The sequence below is a fragment of the Actinosynnema sp. NPDC091369 genome (assembly GCF_044757065.1).
Taxonomy (GTDB): Bacteria; Actinomycetota; Actinomycetes; order Mycobacteriales; family Pseudonocardiaceae; genus Actinosynnema.
The window spans coordinates 1,090,335-1,108,666 of the sequence record NZ_JBIVUG010000001.1; the positions used below are offsets into that span (position 1 = coordinate 1,090,335).

Below are 18,332 nucleotides of genomic sequence, written 5' to 3' on the forward strand. Positions count from 1 at the left end.
GGGGTCCCTCACGAGAGGTCGAGGGGTTCGAACGCGATGGCCGTGGCCTGGAAGCCGCGGCCGTCGCCGTTCAGGCCGCTGAGCTGGAACGTGTTCAGCACCCGGTTGTCGGCGCTGTCGAGCACGGTCGCGGTGTCGCCGGTGGACAGGAACACGCGGCGGTCGCCCGGCGCGATGGCCAGCGTCTTCGCCTTGAGCCGCAACGTCCTCGCGGTCCGGGTCGTGGTGTCCAGCACGGCCACGCGGCGGTCGAGCGCGACGTAGACGCGCCGCCCGTCGGGGGTGACCGCGATGCTGCCCGCGCCCTTGCCGACCGGCGTCGACCAGCGCACCTCGTCGGCGTTCGGGTCGATCATCGACACCGTGCCCGCGCCCTCGCCCAGGTCGAGAGAGCTGACGTAGACGGCCTTGCCGTCCGGGCTGATCGCCACGTGCTGCGGCATCCCCTCGACGTCGATCGTGGTCTTCGGGCTCGCGGTCTCGGTGTCGAGCACGCTCACCGTGCCGTCCTGCGCGTTGGCCACGTACAACCGCCGCCCGTCCGGCGTGACCGCGATGCCCTGCGGCTGACCACCCGCCTTGATCGCGGCGACCAGGCGGAACGACACCGGGTCCACCACCGCGACCGCGCCGCTGCCGGTGACGTAGAGGCGTCCGCCGTCCGGGCGCAGCACCGCCTGCGCCAGCTGCACGCGGGTGTCGATGCGGCCGACCACCTTGCCCGCCACCGGGTCGACCGCCGTGATCACGCCCGCCCAGCCGTTGACCACGTACACCCGGTGGCCGCCCGGCCCGACCGCCGCGCCCGTGGTCCACGCGCCGGTGTTCGCGCCCGCCACGACCCGTCCGTTGGTGGTGTCCAGCACCTGGACCTGGCCGCCGTGCGCGACCACGTACGCCTTCGGCGCGGGCGCGCCGGCGGCCGTGACGACGTGCGAGCGCTCCTGGCCCCCGGCGGAGATCGCGGCGGCGAGGAGGACAGCGGCGGTGCCGAGGGTTGCGGTGCGTCGTCGTCCCCACATGGCTGGAGGGAACACCGCCGCGCGGTCGGCTTCCACCCTGGTCCTACGGACGGGTGCCATTTGTGCCGGACCGGGTGACGAGGTCCTGGCTGCCGCCCGCGGCGGCGGGGCGGGCGGCAACGGCGGCGGTGCGCCCGGCGCCGGTCGCTCGGGGGGCGAAACGACCGACGCCGGACCCCTGCCGGTGCCGGAGCACCGGTGGTCGTACCCCGACGACGTAGACCTCTACCACCAGGTTGACGCAGCCCGGGCCGTTTTGGATCCCGAGAGCTACGAATCAGCCGAAATTCGTCGAGTTGCCACCAGCTTGGCGTAACGGGTGCCCGCCGTCAGGAGGACGAGGCCCGCGCCGATGAACGCGAGCACGCGCGCGATGCCGTCCAGCGCGGCCATGTCGAACAGCAGCAGCTTCGCCACCGCGGCCCCGACCAGCACCAACCCGGCCACCCGCAGGGACTTCCGGTCGATGCCGCGCACCAGCAGCACCAGCGCGGCGACCGTCCACGACACGGTCACGATCGAGTGACCGAAGAGGAATCCGGTCACGTCCTGCGACACCAGCAGCGCGCCGCACAGCACGACCCCGGCCGCCGCGTACAGCAGCACGACACCCGCGACCACCCACGGGAACGGCTGCCGGCCCAGCACACCGAGGCCCGACGCGACCCACGGCAGCACGACCGCGAGCACACCGAGGACCAACGCGGTCAGCATGCCCGACACCAGGAACCCCGCGGTGTCCACGCGCCACGGCTCGTCCAGCAGCAGTCGCGGCGGCACGGCGTTGCCGAGGGTCAGCAGGAAACCGGTGGCGCCGAACACGAGCGAGCCGAGCAGCGGACCGCGTGACGCCAGGACCTTCGCCAGGAACGCCAGCACCAACGCCTCGGCCAGCACCACCGCGGCCCGCGTGCTGCCGTCGAGGGCCAGCGCCGTCGCCTGGAACAGGGCGAACGCGCCGACCCCGCCGACGGCCGCGGTGAAGTTGCCCGGCAGCGAACGCCGACCGGCCGCCCACAGCGCGAGCATCACCACCGCGACCGCACCCGCCACGCCCGCGCCGAGGTGGCGGTCCAGCACGGCGGTGGTGAGCAGGGCGGGCAGCGGCGAGCCGACGGCGAGGGCGAGCGCGGTGACGTCACCGGGCCGGACCCGGACCGTGAGCACCGCGGCGGCGACGCCGATCACGGCGGCCAGCAAGGAGATCCCGGCCAGGGCGAGCTCGTCGGTGCGGCCGATCACCAGCACCGAGGCGACCAGCGGCGGCACGCCGGCGGTGACCGCGAGCCACGGCCAGTCGCGCTTGAGGTGCACCGGGCTCGCCGCGATCTTCAGGACCAGCAGGAACGCGACGAGCAGCGGCGTGAAGCCCTGGGTGAGGACCGGGGCGCACACGGCGCACGCCGCGACCACGCCGATGGCGAGGGTCGCGGAGTCCCAGCGCAGCGCGAGCAGCAGCCCGCCGCCCGCGATGAGCAGACCGGCGGCCAGGCCGCCACCCTCGGGCAGGTACTCGTAGATCGAGGTGGCCGCGATGACGTCCAGGTAGAGCACGGCGATGCCGGTGGCGGCGAGGGCGAACGCGCCGGTCCGGCCGGCGGGGGTGCGGTGCAGCCACAGGCCGAGGCCGACCAGCGCGCCGCCGAGCGCGGCGCCGCCGAGGACGCGCGGCAGCGGGCCGAGGTAACCGCGCTGCACGGCCAGGACCAGGAGCAGCACGACGCCGAGCAGCGTGACGGCGCCGCCGACCCAGGCGAGGAGCTTGCTGCCCGCGCCGTCCTTGGCGAGGCGGTCGAACAGGGTGGGGCCGGGCGGCGGCGGAGGGGCCGGCGTCCAGTAGGGGGTGGGCGGCGGACCCCAGCCGCTGGCGGGTGGCGGGGGCGGGGCGGCCGGGTACGCGTGGGGCGGCACGGCGGCTTGCTGCGGTACCGGCTGCTGCGGCCCCGGCTGCGCCGGCCGGAGGGGTTCAGCCCGCGGGGCGGTCGACGCGCCCGGTCGACCGGCAGCGGTGGTCGGCGCTGCGGTGGACGCGGGCGCTGCGGTGGTCGGTGCGGCGGCTGTGGCCGTGGCCGTTGTGGTGGCCGTGGTCGTGGCGGGGGGTGCGGTGGCCGTTGCCACCGCCTGCGCGCTGCCGACCCGGTGCAGCTCCAGGCCGACCGCTTCCAAGCGGCGACCCAGGTGCCCGAGTTCGTCAGCCAGCCTCGTCAACGGGTCCTGCCCGGTACCGGTCATGTGACCAGGGTCGCCTCGAACCGGTGTATCCGGAATCCGTACCACTACTCAACCGGGTACCGAACGGGTCACGGTCGGACCTGGCAGAGTTCCACCGTGACTGTTCTCGTGCTCGGTTCGGCCAACGCGGACCTCGTCGTGCCGGTGCCCCGCCGTCCCGCCGGCGGGGAGACGGTGCTCGGCGGCGACACCGTCGTCATGCCCGGCGGCAAGGGCGCGAACACCGCCGTCGCCGCCGCCCGGCTCGGCGCGCCGGTGGCGTTCGTCGGGGCGGTGGGCGGTGACCAGTACGGGCGGCTGCTGCTGGAGTCGTTGTCGTCGGCGGGTGTGCGCACGGACTTCGTGCGCACGTCGTCCCGGCCCACGGGCCTGGCGTACATCACCGTGACGCCGGACGGCGAGAACTCGATCGTCGTCGCCCCCGGCGCGAACTCCGACCTGGGCGTGTCCGATGTGGACGCGCTGACCTGGGACGACGTCACGCTGCTGGTGTGCTCGCTGGAGGTGCCGGTCCCGACGGTGGCGCACGCGGTGCGGGCGGCGGCCGCCCGCGGCGTCCGGCCGGTGCTGAACCTGTCGCCGGTGGTCGAGGTGCCCGCGGACGCGCTGGCCCTGCTGGACCCGCTGATCGTGAACGAGCACGAGGCCGCGTCGCTGGCGTCGTCGTTCGAGGGGCTGCTGGCCCTCGGCCCGAAGTCCGCCGTGGTCACGCTGGGCGCACGCGGTGCGGCCGTCGTCACGCCGTCCGGTGTGGTGGAGGTGGCCGCGCCGGAGGTGTCCGTTGTGGACACCACGGGCGCCGGTGACGCGTTCGCGGGCGCGCTGGCGTTCGGCCTGTCGTCGGGCTCGTCCCTGCCGGAAGCCGCCCGTTTCGCCGCCCGCGTGGCCGCCGTGTCGGTGACCTCGCCCGGCGCGCAGCCGTCGTACCCGGGTGCGGAGCGGGTGCGGGAATCCGGGTGATCGCGGGCTCGGGTCGATCTCGGCCGACCCGTGCTGCCGACCTCGGAGCACCTGCTGGGGTAGCGCGTCCGGGCCGGGTGGCGTTGGCTTGTCTTCCACGTCCCGTCAACCTGGGGGTATGGTCTAGACCATGTCGAGTGCGCGGCTGAGCGGTGTCGGGGTCAGTTCCGGGCGGGCGTCCGGGCCGGTGGTCCGGGTCGCGGAACCCCTGGGGGAGCCCCCGGCCGGGCCCGCGCCGGCCGACCCGGCGGCCGAGGCCGCGCGGATCAGGCCGGCGGCGGACGTGGTCGTCGCGCGGTTGCACGAGCGGGCCTCGGCGGCGAGCGGTGACGCGAAGGACGTGCTGGAGACCACGGCGGCGATGGCGGCCGACCCCGCGTTGCTGTCCCAGGCCGAGAAGCTGGTGACGTCCGACGCCCTGCCCGCCGCACGGGCCGTGCACCAGGCCGCGGCCGGGTTCATCACCGCCCTCGAAGCGGCCGGCGGGTACATGGCCGAACGGGCCCGCGACGTGCGCGACGTGCGCGACCGGCTGGTCGCCGAGCTGCTCGGCGTGGCCGCGCCCGGCGTGCCGTCGCTGACCTCGCCGTCGGTGCTGGTGGCCCGCGACCTCGCGCCCGCCGACACCGCGGGCCTCGACCCGGCGAAGGTGCTCGCGCTGGTCACCGAGGAGGGCGGCCCCACCTCGCACACCGCGATCCTGGCCCGGTCGCTGGGCATCCCGGCCGTGGTCGCGTGCCGCGGCGTCCTCGACCTCGACGTGCCCTCCCTGCTCGTGGACGGCGACACCGGCGTGGTGCAGGCGTCCGACGGCACGGTCCGCGCGGCGCACGTCGCCGGCCGGGCCGAGTGGAACGGCGTCGGCGCGCTGCGCGACGGCCACCGGGTCAAGGTGCTCGGCAACGTCGGCTCGCCCGCCGACGCGGTCGCCGCGGCGGCCGGCGGCGCGGAGGGCGTCGGCCTGTTCCGCACCGAGTTCTGCTTCCTGTCCGCCACCACCGAGCCGTCCGTGGCCGAGCAGCGCGCGGCGTACGCGGCGGTGCTCGCGCCGTTCGCGGGCAAGCCCGTGGTGGTCCGCACGCTCGACGCGGGCGCGGACAAGCCGCTGCCGTTCCTCGCGCCCGAGCCGGAGCCGAACCCGGCGCTGGGCGTGCGCGGCCTGCGCGTCGCCTTCGACCGCCCCGACGTGCTGGAGCGCCAGCTCGAAGCCATCGCCCTGGCCGCCGCCGACACCGACGCCGAGGTGTCGGTGATGGCCCCGATGGTCGCCACCGCCGCCGAGGCCGCGTGGTTCGCCGAACGGGCGCGGGCCGCGGGCATCCAGCGGGCCGGGGTGATGATCGAGATCCCGGCGGCGGCGCTGGTCGCCGCCGAGGTGCTGGCCGCGGTCGACTTCGTCTCCATCGGCACGAACGACCTGGCCCAGTACCTGTTCGCGGCGGACCGGCAGGTCGGCGCGGTGGCCGCGCTCAACGACCCGTGGCAGCCCGCGCTGCTGCGGCTGATCGAGCTGGTCGGCCAGGCGGGCACGGCCGCGGGCAAGCCGGTGGGCGTGTGCGGCGAAGCCGCCGCCGACCCGCTGCTGGCGTGCGTGCTGACCGGGCTGGGCGTGACGAGCCTGTCGATGAACCACACCGCGCTGGCGGGCGTCGGCGCGAAGCTCGCCTCCACCAGCTTCGACCTGTGCCAGCTCGCGGCGCGCGGCGCGGTGGCGGCGGCCGACCCGGCGGCGGCGAAGCTGGCGGCCCGCGCCCCTCACTGACCGACGGCGTCCAGCAGGGCGTCCCGGACGAGCTGCACCAACGGGTGGTCCTCGCTGCCCCGGCGCACGGCCGCGACCACGCGCCGCAGCGGCGCCGTGCCGCGGACCGGCACACCCCGCACGGCGTTGCGCGGCACCAGCGCCACGCCCGCACCCGCCCGCACCAGCGCGCCGGTGGCCCGGAAGTCGTCGGACGTGTGCGTGATCCGGGGCGCGAAGCCGGCCTGCTCGCACGCCAGCTGCACGACGTCGCGCACCGGGTTGCCCGGCAGCGTCACCACCCAGTCCTCGTCCGCGAGGTCGGCCAGGTCGACCTCCGCCCGCCCGGCCAGCGGGTGCCCCGGCGGCAGCAGCACGTCGAACGGCTCGGTGTAGAGCGGGAACCGGGTCAGCCGCCGGTCGTCGGTGCGCAGCCGGTACTCCTCGGTGATCGCCAGGTCGATCTCGCCGTCGAGCAGCAGCGGCACGCTGGCGTGCCCCTCCACGTCGCGCACCCGCAGCGTCACGTCCGGCGCGGACACCCGCAGCGCGGCCAGCGCGGGCGCGACGACCTGCGTGATCGCCGACGCGAAGCTGCCCACCTCGACCCGGCCGGTGGCGCCGGAGCTGAACGCCGCCAGCGTCGCCTGCGCCCGCTCCAGCTCGGCCGCCACCGCGTTGGCGTGCCGGACCAGCAGCTCGCCCGCCGCCGTCAACGACACCCGCCGGCCGCGGCGCCGCAGCAGCGCGTGCCCCACCTCCGACTCCAGGGCGGCCAACTGCTGCGACACCGCGGAAGGCGTGAGGTGCAGTGCGCGGGCCGCCGCCGTCACGGTGCCGTGGTCGGCCAGCGCCCGCAGCACCCGCAGTCGCCGTGGGTCTATCACGGGCCCATTGTCACGACGTGCACGCCACGCGCGCGTGCGGTACCAAGAGCCATGCGCTCGCTCCGCACCACCGAATCGGTCATCGCCGGTGTCGGCCTGCTCGTGCTGGTCGTGTTCGGTTTCGTCGTGCCCAGCGCCCGGGCGGGCGGGTTCGAGATGAACGGCGTCGTGGTGACCCTCTCGATCCTGGTGACCGCGATCCTGCTCGTGTTCGCGGGCATCTGGGGCGGCAGCGGGAAGAAGTGAGACCTCACATCCGGTCGCGTGCGGCGATGAACGCGTCCACCGCGCGGTTCACGTCGTCGGTCGAGTGGGCCGCCGACATCTGCGTGCGGATGCGCGCCTTGCCGTGCGGCACGACCGGGTAGGAGAAGCCGATCACGTAGATGCCCTGCTCCAGCAGCAGGTCGGCCATCCGGGACGCCCGCGCCGCGTCGCCGATCATCACCGGGATGATCGGGTGCTCACCGGGCAGCAGGTCGAAGCCCGCCTCGGTCATCCGCGACCGGAACAGGGCGGTGTTCTCGCGCAGCCTGGTCAGCAGCTCGCCGGAGGAGCTGAGCAGGTCCAGCGCGGCGATCGCGGCGGCCGTGATCGACGGCGCCAGGGAGTTGGAGAACAGGTACGGCCGCGACCGCTGCCGCAGCATCTCCACGATCTCCGCGCGGCCGGACGTGTAGCCGCCCGACGCGCCGCCCAGCGCCTTGCCGAGCGTGCCGGTGACGATGTCCACCCGGTCCTGCACGCCGAACAGCTCGGGCGTGCCGCGGCCGTTCGGCCCGGTGAAGCCGACCGCGTGCGAGTCGTCCACCATGACCAGCGCGTCGTACCGCTCGGCCAGGTCGCAGATCTCGTCCAGCGGCGCGAGGTAGCCGTCCATGGAGAACACGCCGTCGGTGGCGATCAGCCGGTAGCGGGCGTCGGCGGTGTCCTTGAGCTGCCGCTCCAGGTCGTCCATGTCCCGGTTGCGGTAGCGGTGGCGGCGGGCCTTCGACAGCCGCACGCCGTCGATGATCGACGCGTGGTTCAGCTCGTCGGAGATGATCGCGTCCTCCGCGCCGAGCAGCGTCTCGAACAGGCCGCCGTTGGCGTCGAAGCACGAGCTGTAGAGGATCGTGTCGTCGGTGCCCAGGAACTCCGAGAGCCGCCGCTCCAGCTCCTTGTGCGGTTCCTGCGTGCCGCAGATGAACCGCACCGACGCCATGCCGAAGCCCCACCGGTCCAGCGCCTCGTGCGCGGCCTCGACCAGCCGGGGGTGGTCGGCCAGGCCCAGGTAGTTGTTGGCGCAGAAGTTCAGCACCTCGGCGCCCGAGCCGACCCGCACGGCCGCGTTCTGCGGCGTGCCGATCACCCGTTCCGCCTTGTAGAGCCCGGCCGCGCGGATCTCGTCCAGCCCGGCCCGCAGGTCCTCGCGCATCGCGCCGTACATCAGTGAGCTCCCGTCCAGTCGAGGATGACCTTGCCGCACTTGCCCTCGCGCGCCGTCGCGAACGCCTCGTCGAACGCCGTGTAGTCGAACCGGTGCGTGATCACCGGCGACAGGTCGAGGCCGCGTTGCAGCAGCACGGACATCGAGTACCAGGTCTCGAACATCTCCCGGCCGTAGATGCCCTTGATGTGCAGCATCTTCAGCACGACGCTGCTCCAGTCGACGGCGAACTCCTCGGCGGGCAGCCCGAGCATGGCGATCCGGCCGCCGTGTGCCATGTTGCCGATCATCTCCTGCAACGCGATCGGCTTGCCGGACATCTCCATGCCGACGTCGAAGCCCTCGGACATGCCCAGCTCGGACTGCGCCTCGGAGATGGTGCGCTCGGCGACGTTGAGCGCGAGGTCGACGCCGACCTCCCGGGCCAGCGCCAGCCGGTGCTCGCTGATGTCGGTGATGACGACGTTGCGGGCGCCCGCGTGCTTGGCCACCGCCGCCGCCATGATCCCGATCGGGCCCGCGCCGGTGATCAGCACGTCCTCGCCGATGACCGGGAACGACAGCGCGGTGTGCACGGCGTTGCCGAAGGGGTCGAAGACCGCCGCCACGTCCAGGTCGACGGGGGTGCGGTGCACCCAGGCGTTCTCCTCGGGCAGCACCACGTACTGCGCGAACGCGCCGTCGCTGTGCACGCCCAGGCCGCGCGTGTTGGCGCACAGGTGCCGCCGGCCCGCCTTGCAGTTGCGGCACGTGCCGCACACCAGGTGGCCCTCGCCGCTGACCAGGTCGCCGACCTTCACCCCGGTCACCGCCGCGCCGGTCTCCACCACCTCGCCGACGAACTCGTGCCCGAGCACGAGCGGCGCGTGGATGTTGTGCGCGGCCCACTCGTCCCACGAGTCGATGTGCAGGTCCGTGCCGCAGATGCCGGTCCGCAGCACGCGGACGACGACGTCACCGGGGCCGGGGGTGGGGTCCGGGACGTCGGTCAACGACAGACCGGGCCCGGCGGTCGCCTTGACCAGTGCCTTCATGCGGGCGAGTGTGCCCCCGGCCCGCTGTGCAGTCCATCAGGACTTTCTGAATTCACTCGTAAGTTCAGCTTCATTGGCGATGTTGCGCGCCATGCCGCCGAACACCACGCCGTGGAACGGCCACACCAACCACCAGTAGGCGTGCCCGGCCAGCCCGCGCGGCACGAACACCGCCCGCTGCCGGTAGGTCGACCCGCCGCCCTCCGCCGCCGCGACCCGCAGCTCCAACCAGGCCAGGCCGGGCACCCGCATCTCCGCGCGCAACCGCAGCAGCCGGCCCCGGTCCAGCTCCTCCACCCGCCAGAAGTCCAGCGCCTCGCCCACCTGCAACCGCCTCGGGTCGCGCCGGCCGCGCCGCAGCCCCACCCCGCCGACCAGCCGGTCCAGCCACCCCCGCACCGCCCAGGCCAGGGGGAACGAGTACCAGCCGTGCTCGCCGCCGATGCCCTCCACGACCTGCCACAGCCGCTCCGGCGACGCGGCGGTCCGGCGTTCCCGCACGTCGACGTAGGACGAGCCGCCGGACCAGTCGGGGTCGGTGGGCAGCGGGTCGGCGGGCGCGCCCGGCACCGACGCCCCCGACCAGCGGGTCTCCACGTCCGCGTCGCGGATCTTCGCCAGGGCGAGCGCCACCGCCCGGTCGTAGCCGGTGGTGTCACCCGGCAGGTGGGCCTCGATGTCGTGCTCCCGGCACACCACCTCGTGCACCAGCGACTCGATCAACGGCGAGGCGATCGACCGCGGCACCGGCGTGACCAGGTTGACCCAGTGCGCGGACAGGCGCGGCGTGAGCACCGGCACCGGCAGGACGCGTCGCCGGCGCAACCCGGCCACCCGGGCGTACCGCAGCATCATCTCCAGGTAGGTGAGCACGTCCGGGCCGCCGATGTCGAACGTCCGGTTCACCTCGGCGGGCAACCCCACCGCGTCCACCAGGTACCGCAGCACGTCCCGCACCGCGATCGGCTGGACCCGGTTGCGCACCCAGCGGGGCGTGACCATGACCGGCAGGCGTTCGGTGAGGTAGCGCAGCATCTCGAAGCTCGCCGACCCGGACCCGATGACCACCGCCGCCTGGAGCACCACCGCGGGCACCGGTCCGCGCAGGAACACGTCCCCGACCTCCTTGCGGGAGGCCAGGTGGGGTGACAGCGCCACCCCGGGCGGGTGCAGCCCGCCCAGGTAGACGATCCGCCGCACCCCCGCGTCCGCCGCCGCGCGGGCCGTGTTCTGCGCGGCGCGCCGGTCCGCGTCGGCGAAGTGCGGGTCGCTCAGCGAGTGGACGAGGTAGTGCACCACGTCGACGTCGCGCATCGCCGCGCCGAGCGAAGCCGGGTCGAGCACGTCGCCGCGCACCACCTCGACCTGCCCGGCCCACGGCACGTCCCGCAGCTTGCGCGGGTCGCGGACCAGGCACCTGACCCGGTGGCCCGCCGCGAGCAACCGGGGCACGAGCCGTCCGCCGAGGTAGCCGGTCGCGCCGGTGACGAGGCAGTGCACACCACGATCCTCACCGCGCGACGGCCGGCGCGCACGCCGGCGCGCGCCACGGGGTCACGACGGGGTCACGCGTGCCGGAACCAGCGGGCCTTCTTCTTGATCTCCACGTTGCCCGCCCGCACGTGGCCGTGCACCACGAAGTGCGGCCGGCCGTTCGCGCCCGTGCCGACCTTGTCCTTGAGGTTGCTCGCGGCCAGCTCCACGCCGTCGGCGTCCACTGTCGCGCCCTCGGGCAGCACCAGCTTCACCGACCCGGCGGTCACGTCCAGCTCGATCTCCACCACCGCGTGCGGGATGGAAGCCTCGCGGAAGTCCAGGTCCGTCGACCCCATCCGGCTGCGCACCACGAGCTGCCGCGGCACCGACCAGTTGCCCTTGCGGTTGATGGTGGACATGGTGGCCTTGAGCTCCTGCCGCTCCGCGGGCGCGGCGAGCACCTGCTCGTTGTGCACCATCCCCGGCAGGTCCAGCAGCACCGCGTTCAGCTCGCCGCGGGTGCGGGCGGCCAGCGCGGTGTCGGTGCGCTCGGTGAACTCGTCCAGCGTGATCAGCCCGCGGCCGATCGCCTTCTGCAACAGGCCGACGACGTGCTCGCGCTCGGCGTCGGACACCCGGAAGTCCCTGGGGTCGGTCATGGCTCAGCCCTCCGGCTCGACGTCGAGCCCGTGCTCGATCGCGTACCGCGCCAGCTCGACGCGGTTGTGCAGTTGCAGCTTGCGCAGGGTGGACTGCACGTGGTTCTCCACCGTGCGGTGCGAGATGACCAGCCGGTTCGCGATCTGCCTTGCGGTCAGCCCCTTGGCCACGAGCCGCAGCACCTCGGTCTCCCGCTCGGTGAGCTGCGGCTTGTCCTCGTCCGGCGTGGCGGCCATCCGCCGGTACTCCCCGAGCACCAGGCCCGCGAGCCCCGCGGTGAACACCGCGTCGCCCGCCGCGGTCCGGTTGACCGCCTCCACCAGCTCCTCGGCCGACGCCGACTTCACCAGGTAGCCGGACGCGCCCGCCTTCACCGCCTCCAGCACGTCGCTGTGCTCGCCGCTCGCGGACAGCACCAGCACCCGGGTGCCCTCCAGCGACCCGGTGATCATCGTGGTCGCCTCGACCCCCGTCGTCTCGCCGAGGTTGAGGTCCATCAGCACCACGTCCGGCCGCACCGCGCGGGCGATCCGCACCGCCGACGCGGCGTCACCGGCCGTCGCGACCACCTCGAAGCCGCGCTCGGACAGGTCGCGCGCGACACCGTCGCGCCACAGCGGGTGGTCGTCCACCACCATCACGGACACGCTCATCTGTAGACCCGCACCTCCCACTCGGTGCCCTCCCCCGGCCCCGTTTGCAGCTCAAGGGTCCCACGCAGCGCCTCCACCCGGCCCCGGATCGACTGGGCGACGCCCATCCGACCCTCCGCCTCGGCCGAGGCCAACCGGCCCTCGGGGATGCCGGGACCGTCGTCGCGGACGCTGATCACGACCTCGTCGCCGAGGTCCTCCAGCAGCACCCACGCCCGCGCGTCCGGGCCCGCGTGCTTGTCCACGTTGGACAGCGCCTCGCGCACCACGGCGGTCAGCTCGAACGCCGTCGCGGCCGGCAGCATCACCTGCGTGGCCGGCGTGGACACCTGGAACCGGGACGTGGCCAGCAGTTGCAGCGCGGGCCGCAGGTCCGCGTCACCGTCCACGGTGGACTCCGTCGGCGCGGCGGCCACCAGGGACCGCAGCGCGACCTCCTGCTCACCGGCCAGCTCGGCGAGCTCCGCCGCCTCGCCGCCCAGCTCCGTGCCGCGCTTGCGCACCCGGGCCAGCACCTGGAGCACGCCGTCGTGGATGGACCGCGCCAGCCGCTCGCGCTCCGCCGTGGCCGCCTCGGTCCGCAGCGCCTGCGCCAGCCGCACCGCCGAGCGGCGCGCCGTGGTCGAAGCCATGCCGACCACGAACCCGGCGCCGGACAGCAGCACCACGTCGCGCACCAGGTCGACGCTGAGCTCACCGCGGTTGAGGTAGGTGCTCAGCCCGACCGCGAACCCGGACACCGCGCCCGCGACCTGCCCGCCGAGCGCGCCCGCCGCCACCGGCGGACCGGCCGCCCAGATCGTGGTGATCAGCGGGACGCTGAACAGGAACTGGTCGTCGGTCATGATCAACGGCGACAGCGACATCAGGCCGCACGTGATCAGCACGTCCGCCACCACGATCCACGGCCGCCGCCCGTGCTCCCGGCTGTACGCCTGGATCGTGAACACCGACCACAGGGCCATCGCCGCGATCGCGCACCACGCCAGCCACGGCCGCTCGTACTCGTCGTGCTGGTCGATGGCGTTGCCCAGGGCGAACAGGAACGTCACTACGCGTAGCGCTACCGTTCCCCGCCAGAGGTGCGCGACGGGGTCCTCCATGGCCGCTGTCCCCTGGTCGGCTGGCTTCGTGTGCACGGTGTGCTCCCTTCGCGCCCAATCTTGCCGTGTCGAGTGGCGCAGCTAACCCCCAGGTGGCCGTCTGTTCCGATACCGACACCTGTGGAAGGCTGACGGGAGTCACCGAGCGTGATCTCGCGGAGTCTGATTACCTCCGGGGGTGAAGATCACGTCCGTGGACCGCTGTGGCGAGGGAGGGCCGAGCGTGCGCCACTGGCCAATGTGGACGCTGAAGCGCTCCGCGCTGGCCTACTGGCTGCTCGTGGACGCCCTGGCGCTGGCGGTCGTCGTCTACTGCATCGTGACCTCGCCGCAGCCCACACCGGGGCAGATCGGCCGGTTCGCGGCCATCGCGGGCACCGCGGGCGCGGTGATCGTCGGCAGCTCCATCTACAGCCACCGGGCGGGAGAGGCCGCGCGCAACCCGTGGGCCGCCCACCTGTGCTACCTCACCGCGGGCCTGGTCGCCCTGCCGTGCAACCTGCTGGTCCTGCTGCTGTTCGGCCCCGCGCTGCACGGCGTGCTGACCCAGCGCCCGGAGTCGCACCGCTGGGTGTTCACCCTGTCCGCGACCGCGCTGGCCGTGTTCACCACCCGCTACGCCATCGGCTGGGCCGAGCCGAGCACCGACCTGGCCGTGATGGTGCTCGGCGCGACGGTGCTGCTGGTCGTCCGCGCGGCCGTGATCGCGGTCGGCCTGAAGCTGCGCAGCCCCCGGGCCAAGGGCGAGGAGGTCATCGGCGAGCCGATCGACGTGGTGCTGGGCATCGTCGCGGTGAGCATCGGCGGCCTGATGGGCTTCGTCGCGATCACCACCCCGGTGCACGCCCTGATGGCCGGGCCGCCGCTGGCCCTGCTGGAACGGGCGGCGCAGCTGCCGCAGTGGCGGCGCTCCGCCCAGCGCGACGCGAAGACCGGCCTGGCCAACGCCGTGCACTGGGACAGCCGCGCCCGCTACGAGCTGGCCAAGGCGCGGGCGCGCAACCGGCCGATGGCCGTGATGCTGCTCGACCTCGACCACTTCAAGCGGGTCAACGACGAGGTCGGCCACCTGGCGGGCGACTCGGCGCTCAGCGCGGTGGCCCTGCTGCTCACCGGCACGGTCCGGCGCGGCGACCTGGTCGGCCGCTTCGGCGGCGAGGAGTTCGTCGTGCTGCTGCCCGACGCCGAACCGGCCGTCGCCCGGTCCGTGGCGCAACGGGTGCGGCACGCCGTCGCCGACCTGGCCGTGCCCACCGTCCGCACGGACGGCCGCGAGCACCTGCTCACCGGCCTGACCGTGAGCATCGGCGTGGCCACCACCCAGCGGTTCGGCTACGAGCTGCCGGACCTGCTGGTGGCCGCCGACGCCGCCCTGCTCGCGGCCAAGGGCTACGGCCGCAACCTGGTCGAGATGGCCTGACCCCTACTGCCGCCCGCTGTGGTCCGCCGTCGGCCCCTCGGTGTCGGTGTCACCCTCGAACGCATCCTGTACCCGATTGACGACTCCGTCGTCGGAGACCCGGTCCCCGCCCGTGTCCACGGGTCCGCTCTCCTGAGGCTCCAGCACGTCGACCTGGCGCGGCGCGACGTCGCGGTCCGACTCCGACAGCAGCGACCTGATGCCCGAGTTCAGCACCGCCAGCAGCGGCACGGCCAGCAGCGCGCCCGCGATGCCGCTCACCACCAACCCGGCGGTGATCGCCAGCACCACGGCCAGCGGGTGCAGCTTCACCGCGCGGCCCAGCAGCAACGGCTGGAGCACGTGGCTCTCCAGCTGCATCACGCCGATCAGGATGGCGAGCACGACCAGCGCCGCCACCGGGCTCACCGCCACCAGCGCCACCAGCACCGCCACCGCGCCGGTGATCACCGCGCCCACGATCGGGATGAACGCGCCGAGGAACACCAGCGCCGACAGCGGCACCACCAGCGGCACGTCCACGATCCACAGGCCGACGCCGACGCCGACCGCGTCCACCACGGCCACCAGCGCCGTCGCCCGCACGTACGACACGAGCGAGGCGAAACCGCGCCGCCCCGCCACGTCGGCCCGGTCGCGCACGTCGCGCGGCACGATCCGGACCAGGAACCGCCAGATCCCGTCGCCGTCGTGCAGGAAGAAGATGAGGGTGAACAGCGCCAGGATGAAACCGGTCAGGATCTCGCCCAGGGTCGCCGCCGTGGTCAGCGCGCCCGAGGTGATGTCGGCCTGGTTGTCCTGGATGGTCTTCACCATCTCGTCCAGGTACTCCTGGAACTCGACGTCGCTCAGGTGCAGCGGGCCGTCGCGCAGCCAGTCGCGGATCTGCTCCAGGCTCTTGCCGACCTGCACCTGGAGCTGCGGCAGGCCCTTCGAGAACTCGTTGATCACGAACGTCAGCACGCCGCCGACCAGCGCGATGCCCCCGACCAGCACGACGCCCGTGGACACACCGCGCGGGATGCCCGCCCGGGTCAGCTGCGACACCGCGGGCGACAGCAGCGCGGCCAGCAGCAGCGCCACCCCCACCGGGATGACGATGGTGGCCAGGAACCCGACCACGTGGAACACCACGTAGAGGGCCGCCACCACGGCGACGAAACGCCAGCTCAGCGCGGCGGTCACGCGCAGCAGCGCCGGCACGTTGTCGGTGATCTTCCGTTCCGTCCCCGTCACGCGCACCACGCTAGTCGGCCGCGGGCCCGCGAGCGGGTCGGTCGGGCACCGCGGGCGGCATGGCGGACCCCACGTTTCGGATTCGGTCAAACGCCGGCGCGACCGGCGCGCCGGGTGATCGGATCGCGGGCGTGACCGCCGAGAGCACCGTCGAGGACGCCGTCCGCGCCGCGTTCGCCGCCGGGCGCGTGCTGCGCTTCGACCCGAGGACGCCCCAGCGGGACCGCACGGTCCGCGGCGAGCTGCTGGCCGACCTGCTCGTCGGCGGACCGCGGACCGCCGCGCTGCGCCTGGTCGGCGCGAACGTCGTCGGCTCGTTCGCCCTCGAAGGGGCGCAGGTCGACCACGTGGTCGACTTCCAGGACTGCTCCTTCGAACGGCCGCCGGACCTGCGCATGGCCCGCCTGGTCGGCCTGCGGCTGCGCGGCTGCAAGGTGCCCGGCCTGTGGGGCCGCAACCTGCGCGTGGGCAGCGACCTGGTGCTGGAGGCCGGGTTCACCAGCGACGGCGTGGTCGACCTGACCGACGCCTCGGTCGACGGCACGTGCCGGCTGGCGGGCGCGGTGCTGCGCAACAAGGGCGGCGACCACGCCCTGCTCGCCGCCCGCATCCGGCTGTCCGGCTCGTTGCAGGCCATCGCGCTGCGCGCGGGCGGGGAGGTGCGGCTGCGCGGCGCGAACGTCGGCGGCAACGTGCACCTCGGCGGCGCGCGCCTGCTCAACGCGGGCCAGAACGCCCTCGACGCCACCGGCGTCACCATCGCGGGCACCCTGTTCTGCGACGCCGAGGGCGGCCGGTTCACCGCCGAGGGCCGCATCCTGCTCGACGGCGCGCGGGTCGGCGGCAGCGTCGTGTTCTCCGGCGCCCGCCTGCACGCCAGCGTGGTCGACCGCCCGGTCCTGGTGATCCCGCGCGGCACCGCCGACGAGGCCGCCGCGCTGGTCGCCGACCGGATGCGGGTGGAGGGCAACGTCGAGCTGGACGACGGCTTCACCTCCTCGGGCACGGTCCGCCTGCCCAACGCCGAGATCGGCGGCTACCTGCGGCTGTCCGGCGCGGTGATCGGCCGCCGCGACGTGGTCGAGGAGCTGGCCGGCCGCACCGGCGAGGACGTCCAGCGCATCCCGGTGGCGCTGCACGCGGACGGCATCCAGGTGCGCGGCGACCTCGAAGCGCGCGGCGCGGTCAACGGCGGCTTCCACGGCGACGGCGAGCGTGACGCGGCGCTGCGCGCCTACGGCCAGGTGCGCCTGGTGGACGCGCACGTGCGGGGCAGCGCGTCGCTGTCCGGCGTGCGGCTGCACGGACCCGGCATCGACGTCCTGTTCGCCGACCGGCTCCGGGTCGGCGGCACCCTGTTCCTCCGCGACCTGCGCGCCGAGGGTTCGCTGCGCCTCCAGAACGCCGAGATCGGCTCCACCCTCGACTGCTCCGGCGCGTCCCTGCTCTCCCCGCGCAGCCGGCCCGACGGCACGGTGAAGCCGTCGCTGGACGCCCGCGTGGCCGGGATCGGCAAGGACCTGCTGTGCAGCCACGGCTTCACCGCCGCGGGCGGCGTGCGCCTGCGGCTGGCCGAGGTCGGCAAGATGGCCACGTTCGCGGGCGCCCGGCTGGGTGGTCCCGGCAGCGACATCGCGCTGAACGCCTACGGCCTCACGGTGAGCCAGCTCGTGCTGCGGCTGTCGGAGGACCGGACCCCGGTGGGCCGGGTCGTGCTGACGCGGGTCAGCGCGACGACCGTGATGGACGGGCCCGGCCTGTGGGCCGCCACCGGTGGCGTGGACGTCGAGGACTTCACGTTCCGCTCGATCTCCTCCACCCCGCACGTCGACGTGCGCACCCGGCTGCGCTGGCTGCGGGAGGTGCAGCCGGACTTCGCGCCCGGCCCGTACGAGCAGCTGGCCGCGGTGTACCGCGACGGCGGCGAGGAGGAGCTGGCGCAGCTCGTGCAGGTGGAGAAGCAGCACCGGCGCTACTCCGAGCTCGGGGTCGCGGGCCGGGTGTGGGGGTTCCTGCAGCGCTGGACGGTCGGCTACGGCTACCGGCCGTGGCTCGCGATCGCCTGGCTGACCGCGTTCTGGCTGGTCGGCGCGCTGTGGTTCCTGGGCCACGAGATGCCGAAGCTGAACGACGACGAGTCGCCGTCCTGGAACGCGTGGCTGCTGTCGATGGACCTGCTGATCCCGATCGTGGACCTCGGCCAGGACGGCAAGTGGAAGTTCAGCGGCGCCTCGCAGTGGATCTCGAGCTCGCTCATCGCGGTCGGCTGGATCCTGGCGTCCACGGCCGCCGCCGGCGCGGCCCGGGTCCTCAAGCGCGTCTGATTACCCGCAGTCACGCCTGAAAGCACAGAGTGTTCGTCACACGATCCGGCGAACCAGGTGTGGATGGAGTGCGCCGCGACCCCCGCGACTGGCAGTCTCTCGTCGTCGGCTTGATCACCTCGATCACGTCGCCGGCCAATCCCAGTGCTTTCGGC

General features: G+C 74.0%; 15 protein-coding genes. 5 read left to right on the forward strand and 10 right to left on the reverse strand.

Going from position 1 to position 18,332, the window contains the following annotated elements; all coding sequences use genetic code 11:
• Positions 1–8 precede the first annotated feature (8 nt).
• Positions 9–1,022: a YncE family protein gene (locus ACIQMJ_RS05400; RefSeq protein WP_499759736.1), complete on the reverse strand. Its 1,014-nt coding sequence runs from the start codon at positions 1,020–1,022 to the stop codon at positions 9–11.
• A gap of 270 nt (positions 1,023–1,292) precedes the next feature.
• Positions 1,293–3,254: a DUF2339 domain-containing protein gene (locus ACIQMJ_RS05405; protein ID WP_499759737.1), complete on the reverse strand. Its 1,962-nt coding sequence runs from the start codon at positions 3,252–3,254 to the stop codon at positions 1,293–1,295.
• Positions 3,255–3,350: 96 nt separating this feature from the next.
• On the opposite strand from ACIQMJ_RS05405, the gene ACIQMJ_RS05410 reads away from it, so the two are divergent.
• Together ACIQMJ_RS05410 and ptsP are read left to right on the forward strand one after the other, a co-directional pair.
• Positions 3,351–4,214, forward strand: a complete 864-nt coding sequence (locus ACIQMJ_RS05410) for a ribokinase (RefSeq protein ID WP_499759738.1) — start codon at positions 3,351–3,353, stop codon at positions 4,212–4,214.
• 130 nt (positions 4,215–4,344) lie between these two features.
• Positions 4,345–5,976 carry a phosphoenolpyruvate--protein phosphotransferase gene (gene ptsP / locus ACIQMJ_RS05415; RefSeq protein ID WP_499759739.1) on the forward strand — a complete coding sequence of 544 codons (1,632 nt, stop codon included), beginning with the start codon at positions 4,345–4,347 and terminating at the stop codon, positions 5,974–5,976.
• Here ptsP and ACIQMJ_RS05420 read toward each other — a convergent pair.
• Positions 5,970–6,842 carry a LysR family transcriptional regulator gene (locus ACIQMJ_RS05420; protein WP_499759740.1) on the reverse strand — a complete coding sequence of 291 codons (873 nt, stop codon included), beginning with the start codon at positions 6,840–6,842 and terminating at the stop codon, positions 5,970–5,972. The genes ptsP and ACIQMJ_RS05420 overlap by 7 nt on opposite strands.
• A 51-nt stretch (positions 6,843–6,893) precedes the next feature.
• On the opposite strand from ACIQMJ_RS05420, the gene ACIQMJ_RS05425 reads away from it, so the two are divergent.
• On the forward strand, positions 6,894–7,088 hold the full coding sequence (locus tag ACIQMJ_RS05425) for a hypothetical protein (RefSeq protein WP_499759741.1): 195 nt from the start codon (positions 6,894–6,896) through the stop codon (positions 7,086–7,088).
• A 4-nt stretch (positions 7,089–7,092) separates the two neighbouring features.
• Here ACIQMJ_RS05425 and ACIQMJ_RS05430 read toward each other — a convergent pair whose 3' ends face one another.
• The 6 genes from ACIQMJ_RS05430 to macS form a co-directional block, all read right to left on the reverse strand.
• Positions 7,093–8,271, reverse strand: coding sequence for a glycine C-acetyltransferase (locus ACIQMJ_RS05430; protein ID WP_499759742.1), 1,179 nt, complete (start codon positions 8,269–8,271; stop codon positions 7,093–7,095).
• Positions 8,271–9,305, reverse strand: coding sequence for an L-threonine 3-dehydrogenase (gene tdh / locus ACIQMJ_RS05435; RefSeq protein WP_499759743.1), 1,035 nt, complete (start codon positions 9,303–9,305; stop codon positions 8,271–8,273). The genes ACIQMJ_RS05430 and tdh overlap by 1 nt, the downstream gene beginning before the upstream one ends.
• Before the next feature lie 36 nt (positions 9,306–9,341).
• Positions 9,342–10,805 carry an SDR family oxidoreductase gene (locus tag ACIQMJ_RS05440; protein WP_499759744.1) on the reverse strand — a complete coding sequence of 488 codons (1,464 nt, stop codon included), beginning with the start codon at positions 10,803–10,805 and terminating at the stop codon, positions 9,342–9,344.
• A gap of 65 nt (positions 10,806–10,870) precedes the next feature.
• Positions 10,871–11,440: a DUF1707 SHOCT-like domain-containing protein gene (locus ACIQMJ_RS05445; RefSeq protein WP_499759745.1), complete on the reverse strand. Its 570-nt coding sequence runs from the start codon at positions 11,438–11,440 to the stop codon at positions 10,871–10,873.
• Positions 11,441–11,443: 3 nt separating this feature from the next.
• Positions 11,444–12,094, reverse strand: coding sequence for a response regulator (locus tag ACIQMJ_RS05450; protein ID WP_378086352.1), 651 nt, complete (start codon positions 12,092–12,094; stop codon positions 11,444–11,446).
• Positions 12,091–13,197 carry a MacS family sensor histidine kinase gene (macS, locus tag ACIQMJ_RS05455; protein WP_499760252.1) on the reverse strand — a complete coding sequence of 369 codons (1,107 nt, stop codon included), beginning with the start codon at positions 13,195–13,197 and terminating at the stop codon, positions 12,091–12,093. Before macS ends, ACIQMJ_RS05450 begins: the two co-directional genes overlap by 4 nt.
• A 223-nt stretch (positions 13,198–13,420) precedes the next feature.
• On the opposite strand from macS, the gene ACIQMJ_RS05460 reads away from it, so the two are divergent.
• Positions 13,421–14,617 (forward strand): GGDEF domain-containing protein, encoded by a 1,197-nt coding sequence (locus tag ACIQMJ_RS05460; protein ID WP_499759746.1) that lies wholly within the window; start codon positions 13,421–13,423, stop codon positions 14,615–14,617.
• 3 nt (positions 14,618–14,620) lie between these two features.
• Here the strand turns inward: ACIQMJ_RS05460 and ACIQMJ_RS05465 are convergent, their stop codons facing one another.
• Positions 14,621–15,853 carry an AI-2E family transporter gene (locus tag ACIQMJ_RS05465; protein WP_499759747.1) on the reverse strand — a complete coding sequence of 411 codons (1,233 nt, stop codon included), beginning with the start codon at positions 15,851–15,853 and terminating at the stop codon, positions 14,621–14,623.
• A gap of 131 nt (positions 15,854–15,984) precedes the next feature.
• Between ACIQMJ_RS05465 and ACIQMJ_RS05470 the strand changes: the two genes are divergently transcribed.
• Entirely contained in the window at positions 15,985–18,177 is a 2,193-nt protein-coding gene (locus tag ACIQMJ_RS05470; protein WP_499759748.1) for a hypothetical protein, read from the forward strand.
• Positions 18,178–18,332 lie beyond the last annotated feature (155 nt).